The following is a 14,306-nucleotide window of genomic DNA, read 5'->3' on the forward strand; positions in this document are numbered from 1 at the left end:
CATTCCGGGGGCCGACACTCCAGATGTCGGACGCTTCACGCGGATCGGTCCGACATCTGGAGTGTCGGCCCCCGTTTTGTACGCGATCGACAGCGCGCCGCCCCCCGTTTCGCACGCGATCGGGGGCGCGGCGGGAGGGCGTTCAGCGGGGCACGACGCGGTAGCGGCGCAGCCGCAGTGACGGGTTCGTCTCTCGGGTGCGGGCGATCAGGCCGGGGTCGAGGGATGCCATGGCCATGCCCTCCCCCGCGCTGACGCCGGCGACGACGACGCCCTGCGGGTCGATCACCTGCGAGAAGCCGACGCCGATCGGAGCCGGATGGTCGGCCGCGATCACGTACGCGGTGTTCTCGATGGCCCGAGCGGTGAGCAGCGTGTTCCAGTGGTGCTCCTTGAGGGGGCCGCGCACCCACTCGGCCGGGACGATCAGGGCGTCCGCTCCGGCATCCACCAGAGTCCTCGCCACCTCCGGGAAGCGCAGGTCGTAGCAGGTCATCAGCCCGAACCGCAGGCCGCAGGCCTCGAACACGGCCGCGTCACCGAGCTCTCCCGGCTCAATCCAGTCCGACTCCCGCTGCCCGAACGCGTCGTACAGGTGCTGTTTGCGATAGGTCGCCTGCACCCCGGCATCCGACACCGCGACGACGGTGTTGTGCACCCGACCGGCGTCGGCTTTCTCGACCATCCCGGCGACGACGACCAGGTCGTGCTCGGCGGCGAGCGCGCGCATCGTCTCGACGAACCTGCCGTCGAGGCGCTCGGCGTTACGCGCGAGGGCATCGTCCATCTCGGGCGTGAAGTAGTTCGCGTACTCCGGCAGCACGACAACATCCGCACCGCGTTCCGCCGCTGCGGCGACCAGCACGGCGATCCGCTCGCGGTTGCGCTCGGGTGAGGCATCCGGAGCGAACTGGCACACGGCGACGAGAGGAGCGGCTGCGTTCATGCTGCCATCCTCCCTCACTCCCGCGGTGCGAGCGCGCGAGTCTCGGGTGCGGTGAAGGCCGTGCGCCCACCACGGCGCTCGCGCGAGAACGCGCTGAGCTCGGCTTCGACGCGGCGCGTGTACGGCAGGAAGAACAGGGCGACGGCGCCGACCAGGGCGAAGACGATCGGCACGACGGCTGTCGCGATCCGGATGCCCAGCTGTGCACTCTCGGACTGCACCTCTGCACCCTGGTCGTAGCCGAACGCGCTGATCAGCCAGAGGAACAGCGCCGTCTGGCTGCCGATCAAGGGCGCCGACATCAGAGCGCGCAGCGCGGCGAACGAGCCCGTCTTGCGCGTGCCGGTGATCCGCTCGTTCTCGTCGACCAGCGCCGCCTCCAGCGGCGCCCCGGCGGTCATCATGATGTGCCGCCCGCTCATCAGCACGATGTAGCACAGCAGCGCGTGCCACCACTGCGTGGCGAAGAACAGCGCAGCAAGCCCGAGCACGTACGGCACCAGCCCGATGAACAGGCTCGTCCGGCTGCCGATGCGCTTGATCGCGCGGGCGAACAGCGGCAGCAGCAGAAGCACCACGGCCATGGACCCCACGTCGGTGATGGTCGCCTCGGTGCCCGAGCTGCGGATCACGTGATCCATGAAGTACAGGAAGGCGGTGAAGTACATCCCCATCGGCGCGAGCGCTGTCGTGCCCCACGCGAACCACGCCCAGAACGCGCGCATGCGCAGGATCGAACGGGCGTCGGCGACGAGCTGACGCCAGGTGACGATCTGCTCGCCCGCATCGCCCCGCTCGTACAGCTCGGGCGGATCCTTGAGCCGCAGCACCGGGATGAGGTAGAGCAGCGCGTTCAGGGCGACCACGCCCATCAGGATCGTGGCCATCGTCGTGTGCTCGGTGACCGTGTCGCCGACCAGCAGCTGGGTCGCGACGATCGTGGCGAACGCGGAGGTGACGTTTCCGATCCAGGTCTTGCCGACCTCGATGTCGATGCGGTCCTCGCGCGTCGGCGCGGCGAGATAGACGTAGCTCGTGGTGGCGATGAGGTAGAACGTCGACGCGACGTCGAACAGGAACAGCTCGATGAGGAACACCCAGAGCAGCGTCGTCTGCGACCACGACGGGTCGCTCCACGCCATGGCGACGAGACCGAGCAGCATGAACGGCACCGTCGTGCGCATCACCCGCAGGAACTTGCCCCGACCCGGCTTGTAGCGCATCTTGTCGAGGATGACGCCGAAGACGGGGTCGTTGATGACGTTCCAGATGTTGAAGGCCAGGTACACCCAGCCGACGTACGCGGGATCGAGGCCGATGACGTCGGTGTAGAACTTCACGTACACGTTGTGGATGACCACGTTCGACATCCACGTCGCCGGCAGGGGCGTCGACAGCAGCGCCTTCTGACGGAACGTGAGGGCCATCGCGCTACCCCACCGTCAGTTCGAACTCGCCCGTCCGCGCGGGCACCGTGATCCAGGCGCCGTCGCGTTCGGCACGCACCGGATGCCCGTCGCACGTCGCCCGCGGCTCTCCGTCGGGCGCGAAGAACACCGAGGGGGCACCGGTGTCGGCGCCCTGCCACCGGGCATGCAGCGCGCCGCCGTCGACCCGCCATCGCAGCCCGTCGCCGGCGAACGCGACCGGACGCGGCCTGGTCAGGGCTCGGGCCGCCTCGGAGCCCGCGAATCCCTCCTGCCAGCACCAGTACGTCCACGACCAGCCGCGCCGGTCGAAGAGATCCTGCAAGGCGGTGGCATGACCCGCCACGCCGGCGCCCAGATCGAGCGCTCCCCATTCGCCGACGATCACGGGCACCCCGAGCCGTTCGGCGGTCTCGGCGTGCCGGGCGAAGATGGTCGCCGCTCGAGTGTCGCTCGACAGGGAGATCGCCGGGGTGTCGACGGTGAGGTCGTACCCGTGCGGCGAATACACCTCTCCCGAATCGCCGAGCGGCGGCTGCCCCGACGGGATGCCCAGGTTGGCGAAGTAGCCGTGCTCGCGCAGGATCAGGGTGTGCGGGTCGACGGCGCGCACAGCCCGAGTGACGCGCTCCATGAGCGGCGCGACGCTCTGCTGCTCGAATTCGGCGACGAGCGGATGCACGGCATCGCCGATCGCGCGATGCACCGCCTCGTCATCGAGGCGCGCGAGCTGGCGCAGCTTCGTCTCCGGGTCGGCGAAATCGGCCAGCAGCTGCTCGGGATGCTGGCCTGTCGCCTGCGCGAATGCGCCGATGACCGCGCCGAAGATCTCAGGAGCGGCGCTGCCCGGCGCCGGCTCGTTGAGCAGGTCGTACCCGGCGACGGCGGGATGCGATCCCAGGCGTGCGGCCACGTGCGCCCACATGGCCGCGAAGCGCTCCTGCAGCCCGACGCCGCCCGGCCCCGGGTCGTTGCGCCAGAACGCGTCCAGAGCCTCGTGCACGGCGCCGCTCGTCAGATACGCGTCGCTCCACAGCTCGGTCGGCTCGAACGGCTGGTCGGTGAGCGTGGCCCAGTGCGGCGCGCCGTCGCTGAACCGCTGCGAGTAGAGATCCTGATGCGCGTCGAGCACCGCGAGCATCCCCGCCTCGTCGATCAGATCGAGCTGCTCTGCGATCCAGTCGAGGTAGTCGTCGTCGTACTCCCCCGGGCGCGGCTCGACAGCCGCCCAGATCACGCCGAGCCGCACGAGGGTGAATCCGCGCGCCGCGAGATCCGCGATGTCCTCTGCCGTCCAGCTGCCCGTGAACCCCCGCGCGACGAGGTCGCCGTGCTCGCTGCTGCCGCCCTTCGCGACGAGGTTGATGCCGTGCAGCACACGGTGACGCCCGTGGGCGTCGCGCAGTCGGGGTCCGTCGCTGCGCAGCGGCGGGATGCCCGGCCGGGGCGTGAACCCCTCGGCGATGTCGCGGCGGACGGGAAGGCTGATCTCGTCGGGCATGTCGCTCTCCGGCGGACCGCATCGTCCGCGTGCTCATGTCAAGAGTGGGACACATGTCCCACTCCTCGGAGGCTAGCCTGTCCGCTGCGCGCGGACAAGGGCCGACATGCAGAAGGCCCGAGGGCCGGGATCCGCTCACGACGTCGATGCGTCTGCTCAGGCAGGCACCCTCACGGGCAGGGCGCCCGGGCGGACGATCACCCGAACCCGAGTGACATGGCCGAAGCTGTCGCCGTCGAGTTCGATGAGACGAGGGGCATCGAATCTGGCTTCGAACCGGCGGCCCTGGACGTACGCCAGCGAGTGGTGGTCGGGCGTCTGCTGCAGCAGTCTGCGGCTGAGCGGAGATCGGCGGGCGAGCCCCTGCAGGGTGAGGCGGTTTCCGATCCGCACCCACCCGAATCGTCCCGCCGGCCGCATCATCACGACATCCAGCATCCCGTCGTCGATGATCGCAGCGGGGATCAGGAGCAAGTTTCCGGTGAGGGTGCCGCAGTTGCCGACGATCACCGTGTGCGCCCGAGTCGACCTCACCCGCCCGCCGTCGATCCGATAGTCGAGATGGAAGAGCTTGTTCGCGACCACCGAGCGGGCGATCGGTGCCACATAGGCGAACCAGCCCAGGTGCTTCTTCGCGACAGCGCTCGTGCTCTGCGCCATCTCGGCATCCAGTCCGATACCGGCCATGACCAGAAAGACGCGCGTGCGACGGCTCCCGCTCTCGTCGTCGAGCTCCGCGACCCCGACATCCACCAATCGGTCGACACCGGAGAACGCGACGGCGACGCAGGCCGCGAGGTCGTTGAGTGGCGCACCGATATCACGGGCGAGAAGATTGCCTGTCCCGAAGGGAACCAACGCGATCGGAATGCCCGTGCCCTGCATCACCTCGGCGACGGTTCGCACCGTGCCATCACCGCCCGCGACGATCACCACCGAAGGTTCGCAGGCGAGAGCACTTTCGGCGGCGGCCCGACCCGAGTCATCGCTGCCGGTCTCGTACCACTGCGTCTGCGCCCAGCCGTGCGCGGCCTCGTGCTCGATGATCGCAGCGCGAAGCCGATCGGGCGGGGCCTTCACGGGGTGGTAGACGACGGCGGCGTGCTGTCGCCCGGTCGCCGATGCTGTGGGCCGGTTCACTGCGATGCAGAGGTGATGTATCGGCGCTGCTCGACCAGAGGGCAGGTGAACACGTCACGCTCTCCGAGTCCGACGCGGTTGATGTATCGCACGACGATCGCGTACGACGTGAGCAGTCCGGTCTGCACGTACGGCACGTCGTGGCTCCGACAGTAGGCGGCGATGATGGGCGCCGCCTTGCGCAGATGGGGGCGCGGCATCGACGGGAACAGGTGATGCTCGATCTGGTAGTTCAGCCCGCCCATCGCCGTATCGAGCAGACGCCCGCCGTGGATGTTGCGGCTCATCATCGCCTGCCTCCGCAGGAAGTCGAGGCTTCCGTCACGGGGGACGATCGGCATGCCCTTGTGGTTCGGGGCGAAGGACATGCCCATGTAGAACCCGAAGAGGCCGAGCTGAACGGCGAGGAACACGAACGCGATGCCCGGTGACAGCACGAGGAACACGAGCAGCGGGAAGCCCACCAGGCGCACCAGGAGGAAGACGATCTCGACTGCTCGTCTGTTCAACGGTCCCCGTGTGACCACCCGGCGCACCCCCGATGCATGCAGCGAGACGCCTTCGAAGAACAGGATCGGGAAGAAGAGGATTCCCTGGTGCGACCGCAGCCACGACATGGCCCGCGAACGGGGCGCAGCCCGCTCCGGGGCGACGACGATCACCGGCAGCTCGATGTCCGGATCGGATCCCAGCTTGTTCGGGTTGGCGTGGTGACGGGTGTGCTTGTGCTGCCACCACCCGTAGCTCATCCCCACGAGCAGGTCGCCGAGGACAAGGCTCACCCAGTCGTTCCACTTGCCAGAGACGAAGATCTGCCGATGGGCCGAATCGTGGCCGAGAAAGGCGATCTGGGTGAACATCACCGCGAGGAACGCCGCTGTGAACAGCTGCCACCAGGTGTCACCGATCCACACGAACGCCAGCAGAGCAGCGGCGAGCACGAGCGGCAGCCCGATCAGTTTCGACCAGTAGTATCCGTACCGTCGTCGCAGCAGCCCGTGATCCCGAATCGTCTTCGCCAGCGCCGTGAACTCGCTGGCGCCCCGATTGCCCGACCGCGCCGTCGAGCGCGGTGCGGTCGAACGGATCTCGCTCATGATGCGCCTCGCATCCTGCAGCCGCGGACGTGGTCAGCGTCCGTGACCGCCCTCGTCGGTCCAGTTGTCGAGGCCCGCGCGGTCGTCGAGCGCTGTCGATCGCCGATCCGCGTCGGAGGCGAGGCCCTCGGAGGTGTGGAACGCCACCGACTCCGCCAGAGCAGCGACAGCCGCTGCTCTGTCCTGCTCACCCGAGGCCGCCTGCTGGAAGCGCACCGCCGCCGCGTCTCGCTCGGTACGGAGGCTCGCACTGATCTCCGCGAGCCGGTCGGCGAGTACGCCACCGAGACCGTCGCGGAGCTCTTCCAGGTTCGTGTTCGCGATCTCCAGGCGACGATCCGAGATCGAGACCTCGACGGTCGGGTATCCGGCCTTCGCCAGAAAGTCCCGGGTCTGGCTGCTCAGGATCTCGGTGATCTCGTCCTTGTCGGGACGGCGTGTGAAGACCGCCTCCACCGTGTATCGATCGGGGGCATGATCGGTCATCAGCGCAGCAGGCAGCGAACCCACCAGCACCGATCCCAGGCCCAGCGTCGCGGTGGCTGCACCGCTTGTTCGTGTCTGTGTCTCCATGACCTGACGTTACGCCTTCAACATGTGCGCCTCACAGGTTCGCCAGAAGTCGCGCGAGTCGGACCACCGGCGTGATCCGTAGATGTCGACCGGTCTGTCGCAGACCAAAAGGTCGAGGCCCCGAGATCGCTATGATCTCGGGGCCTCTCTTGTTGCGGGGGCAGGATTTGAACCTACGACCTCCGGGTTATGAGCCCGGCGAGCTACCGAACTGCTCCACCCCGCGGCACATCAGAAAGCCTAACACGGCTTCAGAGAGAGGGCCAATCGAGGGGTGCGCCCCGGGTGTGTCACGGCGCGTCTGGGCCTTGAGGCGCGTGCTCGAGCTCGCAATCCGGGCCCGGAAAGATCAGCGACTCGCCGCCATCGTCGAAGCGCACCAGGTACGGCGGCCCGCCGTCCTCGCCCCGCGCCTCGAGCACCTCACCGCGACGCTCGGCACTGTCGACGTGCGCGCCGTGGATCACGATCCTCGAACCTGCTGCTGCTCGCATCGCGATCGCCCTCCTCGAAGAGAATCCGATGCTCCCATTGTGCGTGCGGAATCGTCGCGGCGCCAGAGGGCGGGAACGCAGAAGGAGGGCACCCGACGGGATGCCCTCCTTCTGCTGCCGGCTCTACTTCTTCGCGGCCTCGTCCTCAAGAGCGAGCAGCTTCTCGATGGCGGCGGTGAGCTTCTTGTCCTCGGCGGCGAACCTCTCGAGGTCACCGGACTTCAGCGCGGCCTCACGGGCCGACAGCGCGGCACGTGCCTCTTCGAGCGCGGTCAGCGTCTCGCCGGTGGGCGGGGTGCTGCCCGTGTCGGGCTCGGTGGGCGCATTCGGATCCGCAGGCGTCTCGGGGGTCGTGGGCTCCACGTCGCCGTCACCGCCCGCAGCTCCCGCGTCGCCGCCGAAGAGCACGTCGAGCGCTTCGGTCAGCGTGTCCTCGAAGGCCACCCGGTCACCGAACGCGACGAGCACCTTGCGCAGGTTCGGCAGCTTGGTCCCCTCGGACGACTGCACGAAGACCGGCTGCACGTACAGCAGTCCGCCGCCCACCGGAAGGGTCAGCAGGTTGCCGTACTTCACGTCCGACTTGCCGAGCGTCAGCACGTTCAGCTTGTTGGCGATCTCGGTGTCGGAGTCGAAGGTGTTCTGCACCTGACCGGGGCCGGGAACCGTGGTGTTGGTGTCGATCTCGAGCAGGCGCAGCTTGCCGTAGTCGTCGGATTTCTCGCCCTTCTTGCTTCCGGCATCCGAATCGACGGCGAGGTAGCCCATCAGCACCTCACGGCTCTCACCCTGCTGAGCGGCGGGGATGAAGGTCGAGAACATCGAGAAGCGCGGCTCTTCCTGGCCCGGCATCTTCATCGAGAGGTAGTACGGCGGCTGCAGGCGGTCCTTGGCGCGCGGGTCGTCCGGTGTCTGCCAGCGGTTGTCCTCCTGCGCGAACGATCGCGCGTCGTCGATGTGGTACACCCCGAGCACGTCGCGCTGCACCTTGAACAGGTCGGTCGGGTAGCGCACGTGGCTCATCAGGTCGCCCGACATCTCGCTGATCGGCTCGACGGTCGACGGGTACACCTTCTGCCACGCCTTGAGGATCGGGTCCTCGTCGTCCCACGCGTACAGCTTCACCGAGCCGTCGTACGCGTCGACCGTCGCCTTGACCGAGTTGCGGATGTAGTTGATGTTGTCGAACGCGACCACGGATGCCGGGGTGCGGGAGTCCGCGATGGCATCGCGCAGGCTCACCGTCTTCGAGTACGGGTAGCTGGCGCTCGTGGTGAAGCCGTCGACGATCCAGACGATGCGACCGTCGACGACGCTCGGGTACGGGTCGTTGTCGAGGGTCAAGTAGGGCGCGACCTTCTCGACGCGCTTCTTCGGGTCGCGGTCGTACAGGATCTGCGACTCGGAGTTCACGAGGTTCGAGAACAGGATCTGCTCGGACTGGAACTTCATCGCGTACAGCAGCTTCACGAACGTGTTGCCGATGCGCGGGCCGCCGTCGCCGTTGAACGTCGTCTTCGTGTCGCTCGCGCCGTCCTCACCGCGCGGGTAATCGATCTCGACCGGGTCGGTTCCCTTGGGCGCGCCGACGATCGAGTACTCGGGCGACGACTCGCCGAAGTACACGCGCGGTTCGAACTTCTCGGTCTCGGTGAGGAAGCCGGAGGTGGGGATACCCTGCTCGAGGAAGACGGGCTCGCCGTCGCTGGTGCGCTGGTTGCCCGCGAGCGCGACGAGGCCGTAACCGTGTGTGTACACCGCGGCGCGGTTGTTCCAGCTGTCGCCGCCGCCGAGCTTGGTCAGATCGAGGTCGCGCACCGAGACGACGGTGTCCTGCGACTTGCCGTCGATCTGGTAGCGGTCGACGTCGAGCTCGGGAGCGAACTGGTAGTACGAGCGGTACTGCTGCAGCTGGCGCACGGTCGGGCTGATGATCGACGGGTCCATGATGCGCACGGAGGCCGTGGTGTCGGCGTCCTCGCGCAGCTGCCCCGGCTCGGTGTCGGTCGTCGCGGCGAACGGGGTGACCTCCATGTCGGCGACGCCGTACGCCTCCTTGGTGCTCTCGATGCTGCGATCGTAGAACTCGGCCTGATAGGCGTTCTCGTTGGGCTTCACCTGGAAGGTGGTCACGACCCACGGGTACCCCATGCCGACGACGAGCGACGCGACCACGAACAGCGCGGTGGCGGCCAGCGGGAACCGCCAGCGGCCGATCACGGCGGTCACGAGGAAGAGCACCGCGACGACCGCCGCGATGATCGACAGGATCGCGAGACCCGGGATGGTCGCGTTGACACCGGTGTACGCGGCACCCGTGATGCGGCCTTCCGGCTGCACGAGGGTGAGATAGCGGTCGAGCCAGAGGCTCACGGCCTGGACGGCGAGGTAGAGCCCGGCGAGCACGGCCAGCTGGATGCGCGCCGGCTTCGAGATGCGCAGCTCACGCTGCCCGATGCGCACCGAGCCGTACAGGTACGACACGAGAGCGGTGATCACGAGGCAGAGCAGCAGCACGGCCGACGCGAAGGCCAGAAGAGCCGAGTAGAACGGCATCGCGAAGAGGTAGAAGCCGGTGTCGACGCCGAACTGCGGGTCGAGGGTGTCGGTGGTCACCCCGTTCGCCCACAGCCACACGGTCTTCCAGTTGCCCGCGGCGGCGAAGCCGGCGAACACGCCGAAGAACACCGGCATGCCCCACATCGCGAGGCGGCGCAGCGGCTCGATGACCTCCTGGTAGCGGTCGAGCTGCGAGCTGAGGCGCACGTAGACGGGGCGCAGCCGGTACGCCAGCTGGATGCACAGGAAGATCGGCAGCGCCATGCCGAGGAAGCCCACCGCGAACATCGTGGCGGTGGCGATCCACTGGGTGGTCAGCACCGACGCGAAGTCGAGCTGGTCGAACCAGAGGAACTCGGTGTAGAGCGAGGAGAACACGAAGAACGCCGCGATGATGGCAGCGATGATCGCCACCGAGATCGCGAGTATCCGTCGTGATGTGCTGGGCGTGGCCGGCTGCGGCGCTGAGGTCGAGGTCACTGTTCCATCCTAGGCAGGCCACCTATGACGCGGCCCCGGATGCGCGCACGGTTCGCCCCGCGCGGCTCAGCGCTTCGCGGTGCAGACCGGAAGCGCCGACGTGTCGCCGCCCTCGGCGACCACCCCGAGGATGTCGAGCGACTCCTCCAGTGTCCCGGTGCGGAACACCTTCAGTCCGTCGGGGATGTGGCCCACGACCTCGTCGCAGTTGCCCTCCGGCGCGAGGAAGACGGTCGCACCCGCATCCCGCGCCCCGTACAGCTTCTGCCGGATGCCGCCGATCGGCCCGACGGTGCCCGCGGCGTCGATGGTGCCGGTGCCGGCGACGTCCTCGCCGCCGTTGAGCTCGCCGGGGGTGAGCGTGTCGATGATCCCGAGGGCGAACATCATGCCGGCGCTGGGGCCCCCCACGTTGTCGAGCTGCAGCCGCACGTCGACGGGGAAGTCGTAGTCGGTGGTGAGGGAGATCCCGATCAGCCACACCTCCTTGCCTTCGGCGTCGGTGGACTTCTCGGGCGTGACCGCGACGGTCTTCTCCTTGCCGTCGCGCTCGACCGTGAGGGTGACCTCTGCTCCCTCGGCCTGCTGGGTGGCATCCCGCAATCCGGTGGCCGAGTCGATCGCCTCGCCGTCGAGCGCCAGGACCAGATCGTCGGCGCGCAGCTCTCCGTCCGCCGGGCTGTCGGCGACGGTCTCGACGACACGCACCTTCGCACCGACGTCGTAGCCGAGCTCGGTGAGCGCCGCCGCGGTGGCCTCGTGCTGCGAATCGACCATCAGAGCGGCGTTCTGCTCGTCGCGTTCGTTCGAGCTCACACCCTGCGGGAATACCGTGTCGATCGGCACGACCGCGCGTGTCGGGTCGGTCCACGCCATGGCGAGCTCGAACCAGGTGGGTGTGCGCTCGCGGTTGCCGATCACCTGCACGGTCGTGAGATCGAGCGTGCCGCCGGTCGGGTAGGTCTTGGCGCCGTCGATCTCGATCAGCGGCACCTTGTCGCCGTCAGAGCTGCGAGCGGTGCCGAGGGTGTCGTACACCGGCCCCGGCCGCTGGATGACGTACGGCGTCGGCACGAAGGTGAGCGCGACCAGCGCGACCAGCGAGATGCTCAACGCCACGATGCCGGTGACCGTGCCGTTGCTGCGGCGTGATGACACGGAACCTCCGGGGCGTTCGCGAGCGGCGTACAGCGATCCGGGCGCATCGGGTACGAGCACAGGATCGTGTGACTAGCGTAGAGCGCACACGCTACGGGCATGCTGAGAGGGCTATCGCATGGCAGATGACGATCGGGATCCGTCCGACTTCGAGGAGATGCTCCGTCGCATGATGTCGGGTGGGCAGGTAGACCCGGAGGCGCTGCGCGACGCCCTGTCGGGAATGGGCGGGATGTCGATCGACCCGGCCCAGATGTCCGGGTTCATGTCGCAGCTGCAGGGCATGTTCGGCGGCGATCCGTGGCAGAGCGCCAGGCAGAGTGCGCTGCACATCGCGAACCGTGACGGTCTCGGCATCGCCGACGGCTCGCGCGCGTCGCTCGCGGATGCCTTCGGGCTGGCGAACCTGTGGCTCGGCGAGGCGACGACGATCTCGGAGCTCGCCTCGGCGCCACAGGCGATGACCCGCGGCGAATGGATCGAGAAGACCCTGCCGGTCTGGAAGGAGATCGCCGACCCCGTGTCGACGTCGATCGCGGATGCCCTCACCGGCGCCCTCGAGACGCAGGTTCCGCCCGAGATGCAGAGCATGGTGCAGGGTGCAGGGCAGCTGATGCGGGGCCTGGGCGCGTCGCTGTTCGCCGCCCAGTTCGGTCAGGTGCTCGGTCGGCTCTCGCTCGAGGTCGTCTCGGGCGGCGACGTCGGCATCCCCGTGCTCCCCGCCGGAACAGCCGCCGTGATCCCGCAGAACATCGCTGATTTCGGTGCGGGCCTCGAGATCCCGGAAGACCAGATCGCGCTGTACCTCGCGGTGCGCGAGCTCGCCTACGCCCGGCTGTACCGCCACGCGAAGTGGCTGCACCTGCACGTGCTCTCGCAGATCACCGACTTCGCCCGTGGGGTGACGGTCGACGTCGAGGTGCTCGACGACCTGGCATCCCGGCTCGACCCGACCAACCCCGAAGAGCTGCGCGCGGCGATCGAGGGCGGTGCGCTTCTTCCGGCGCAGACCGAGGCGCAGCGCGAGGCGCTCGCCCGCCTCGAGAACCTGATCGCCACGATCGACGGCTGGGTCGACGTGGTCACCGAGGAGGCGACCTCTCGCCTGCCCGACGGCCCGCGGCTGGCCGAGGCGGCCCGTCGGCGCCGTGCGGTCGGCGGCCCCGCCGAAGACGCCCTGGGTGCGCTCGTCGGGCTCAAGCTGCGCCCCCGGCGCCTGCGCGAGGCGTCGGCGATGTGGCGGTCGGTGACGGATGCCGTCGGCATCGCCCAGCGGGATGCCCTGTGGGACTACCCCGACATCATGCCGCTCGCCTCGGACATCGACGACCCGTCGGCGCTCATCGCGCGCCTGGAGGCCCTGCAGCGCGGGGAGACGCCGGTGGCGGACGAGCTCGACGAGGCTCTCGCGCGCCTGCTCGACGGCGAGGACTTCGGCAAGGACTCCCCCGAGGGCGACCGACCCGAGGGTGATCGTCCCGAGGGCGACCGACCCGTCTGACGTCGCGTCATTGGTGGGAGATCGGGAGCTGCGGGACTGATCCTGCACAGTCGCCGAAGTGCCCGATCCGTCCACAGATCGTCGTTCTCCGCCCCGCAGACGGCTCGCATCGACGCACAATCAGGGCATGAGCCCGATGACGCCGACGACGTTGACCCGTCTGGACCCGCGTTATCCGCTGCTCTGGCGCGATGAGGACACGGTGCAGTTCGGCCTGGAGGACGTCGTGCGCCTCGATGTCGCAGGCTCCTGGGTCGAGCCGCTGCTGAATCGGCTGCGCGCGGGCATCCGGATCAGCTCCTTCGATGTGATCGCGCACGGCGTCGGCGCACCGCGTCGCGACGCACGGCGGATGCTGGCGACCCTGCGTCCGCTGCTCGTCGAGGACGCACTGCCGGCGCCGCCGTTCTGGGCCGACGGCATCAACCTCGCCGACGGGCGGGGGCAGGAACGGCTCCGCCAGTCTCTGATCGACGAGGGACTCGACGAGGCCGACCCCCGCTCCCCCGGCGCGGTGGCCGTGGTCATGGTCGGCGGAGCCGCGGCCGCCCTGCAGCTCGCCTCATACCTGCGCGACGACCTGCCGCACCTTCCGATCGGCTTCGAGCAGGACGCCGCGGTGATCGGACCCCTCGTCGTGCCGGGGCACACACCGTGCCTGTCGTGTCGCGACGCGCACGAGCGCGACCGGGACGAGGCGTGGCCGCGCCTGCATGCGCAGCTCGTGGGCACGACCACGCAGGTGACCTCGGCGCGCATCGCCCACGCCGCGTCACTCGCGGCACGCATCCTGCGCACCCCGACACCCTCGGCAGGGCTGACGGTGCGGGTCAGCCCCGACGGGCGGCACGCCTGGCGGTCGGTGCGACATCACGCAGAATGCCCGTGCCGCGAGCTGTCGTTCCGATCTCCGCCAGGAAGCGTGACGCAGACCGCTCCCCCCGCCCCGCTGACCGCGCCCACGACACCGCCAGCGTTCGCGCGGCTCGCGTGATGCCGACGTAGGCGAGACGGCGCTCCTCGTCGATGTTCTCGAACGTCGTCGCGTACGAGATCGGCAGAGAGCCCTCCGCCCACCCCGCCAGCAGCACGTGCGGCCATTCGAGGCCCTTCGCCGCGTGCAGGGTCGACAGGGTGACGGTCTGCAGGGTCGGCTCGTGCTGATCCTTCGCCCGCGCCATCAGATCGTCTGCGAAGACGCGCAGCGTCGTGCCGGGCTGTGCCTCCTCGGCCAGACGCAGGATCGCGCGACGTGCCTCCCACCCGTCCCGCTGCGCACCGCCGGCCTGCGGCGGCTCGTCGGTGAGGCCGAGGCCGCGCAGCACGTCGCGCACGGTCGGCAGGAAACCGGCATCCGTCGGCGCGACCGCGGCACCCCGCAGCGCGAGCACCGCCTGGCGGACCTCGGGCATGTCGAAGAAGCGCGTGCC

The 14,306-nt window shown here is 68.9% G+C and carries 11 protein-coding genes and 1 tRNA gene; 1 reads left to right on the top strand and 11 read right to left on the bottom strand.

What is annotated here, in order from left to right:
- Positions 1 to 142 precede the first annotated feature (142 nt).
- The 10 genes from RT309_RS08110 to RT309_RS08155 form a co-directional block, all read right to left on the bottom strand.
- Positions 143 to 946, bottom strand: a complete 804-nt coding sequence (locus RT309_RS08110) for a carbon-nitrogen hydrolase family protein (protein WP_313356350.1) — start codon at positions 944 to 946, stop codon at positions 143 to 145.
- Between the two features lie 14 nt (positions 947 to 960).
- Positions 961 to 2,373: an MFS transporter gene (locus tag RT309_RS08115; RefSeq protein WP_313356351.1), complete on the bottom strand. Its 1,413-nt coding sequence runs from the start codon at positions 2,371 to 2,373 to the stop codon at positions 961 to 963.
- A 4-nt stretch (positions 2,374 to 2,377) separates the two neighbouring features.
- Positions 2,378 to 3,874 carry a cellulase family glycosylhydrolase gene (locus RT309_RS08120; protein WP_313356352.1) on the bottom strand — a complete coding sequence of 499 codons (1,497 nt, stop codon included), beginning with the start codon at positions 3,872 to 3,874 and terminating at the stop codon, positions 2,378 to 2,380.
- 156 nt (positions 3,875 to 4,030) lie between these two features.
- Positions 4,031 to 5,014 carry a diacylglycerol kinase family protein gene (locus tag RT309_RS08125; RefSeq protein ID WP_313356354.1) on the bottom strand — a complete coding sequence of 328 codons (984 nt, stop codon included), beginning with the start codon at positions 5,012 to 5,014 and terminating at the stop codon, positions 4,031 to 4,033.
- Positions 5,011 to 6,111: an acyl-CoA desaturase gene (locus tag RT309_RS08130; protein WP_313356355.1), complete on the bottom strand. Its 1,101-nt coding sequence runs from the start codon at positions 6,109 to 6,111 to the stop codon at positions 5,011 to 5,013. The genes RT309_RS08125 and RT309_RS08130 overlap by 4 nt, the downstream gene beginning before the upstream one ends.
- A 33-nt stretch (positions 6,112 to 6,144) precedes the next feature.
- Positions 6,145 to 6,684 (bottom strand): hypothetical protein, encoded by a 540-nt coding sequence (locus RT309_RS08135; protein ID WP_313356356.1) that lies wholly within the window; start codon positions 6,682 to 6,684, stop codon positions 6,145 to 6,147.
- 152 nt (positions 6,685 to 6,836) lie between these two features.
- A tRNA-Met gene (locus tag RT309_RS08140) sits at positions 6,837 to 6,910 on the bottom strand.
- Between the two features lie 64 nt (positions 6,911 to 6,974).
- The gene (locus RT309_RS08145; RefSeq protein WP_313356358.1) at positions 6,975 to 7,178 is read right to left on the bottom strand and encodes a DUF1918 domain-containing protein; all 204 of its coding nucleotides are present in this window, start codon (positions 7,176 to 7,178) and stop codon (positions 6,975 to 6,977) included.
- A 123-nt stretch (positions 7,179 to 7,301) separates the two neighbouring features.
- On the bottom strand, positions 7,302 to 10,217 hold the full coding sequence (locus RT309_RS08150; protein WP_313356359.1) for a UPF0182 family protein: 2,916 nt from the start codon (positions 10,215 to 10,217) through the stop codon (positions 7,302 to 7,304).
- 66 nt (positions 10,218 to 10,283) lie between these two features.
- Positions 10,284 to 11,375 carry a PDZ domain-containing protein gene (locus RT309_RS08155; protein WP_313356361.1) on the bottom strand — a complete coding sequence of 364 codons (1,092 nt, stop codon included), beginning with the start codon at positions 11,373 to 11,375 and terminating at the stop codon, positions 10,284 to 10,286.
- A 118-nt stretch (positions 11,376 to 11,493) separates the two neighbouring features.
- Between RT309_RS08155 and RT309_RS08160 the strand changes: the two genes are divergently transcribed.
- The gene (locus RT309_RS08160; RefSeq protein ID WP_313356363.1) at positions 11,494 to 12,876 is read left to right on the top strand and encodes a zinc-dependent metalloprotease; all 1,383 of its coding nucleotides are present in this window, start codon (positions 11,494 to 11,496) and stop codon (positions 12,874 to 12,876) included.
- A gap of 830 nt (positions 12,877 to 13,706) precedes the next feature.
- Here RT309_RS08160 and RT309_RS08165 read toward each other — a convergent pair.
- The coding region (locus RT309_RS08165) for a 3'-5' exonuclease (RefSeq protein ID WP_313356364.1) at positions 13,707 to 14,306 on the bottom strand (600 nt) is incomplete at its 5' end.

Source organism: Microbacterium sp., from assembly GCF_032084865.1.
Lineage (GTDB): Bacteria > Actinomycetota > Actinomycetes > Actinomycetales > Microbacteriaceae > Microbacterium.

Coding starts and splice junctions, on each gene's coding strand:
- RT309_RS08145 (WP_313356358.1), bottom strand. CDS start 7,178: ATGCGAGCAGCAGCAGGTTCGAGGATCGTGATCCACGGCGCGCACGTC.
- RT309_RS08110 (WP_313356350.1), bottom strand. CDS start 946: ATGAACGCAGCCGCTCCTCTCGTCGCCGTGTGCCAGTTCGCTCCGGAT.
- RT309_RS08160 (WP_313356363.1), top strand. CDS start 11,494: ATGGCAGATGACGATCGGGATCCGTCCGACTTCGAGGAGATGCTCCGT.
- RT309_RS08130 (WP_313356355.1), bottom strand. CDS start 6,111: ATGAGCGAGATCCGTTCGACCGCACCGCGCTCGACGGCGCGGTCGGGC.
- RT309_RS08120 (WP_313356352.1), bottom strand. CDS start 3,874: ATGCCCGACGAGATCAGCCTTCCCGTCCGCCGCGACATCGCCGAGGGG.
- RT309_RS08135 (WP_313356356.1), bottom strand. CDS start 6,684: ATGGAGACACAGACACGAACAAGCGGTGCAGCCACCGCGACGCTGGGC.
- RT309_RS08115 (WP_313356351.1), bottom strand. CDS start 2,373: ATGGCCCTCACGTTCCGTCAGAAGGCGCTGCTGTCGACGCCCCTGCCG.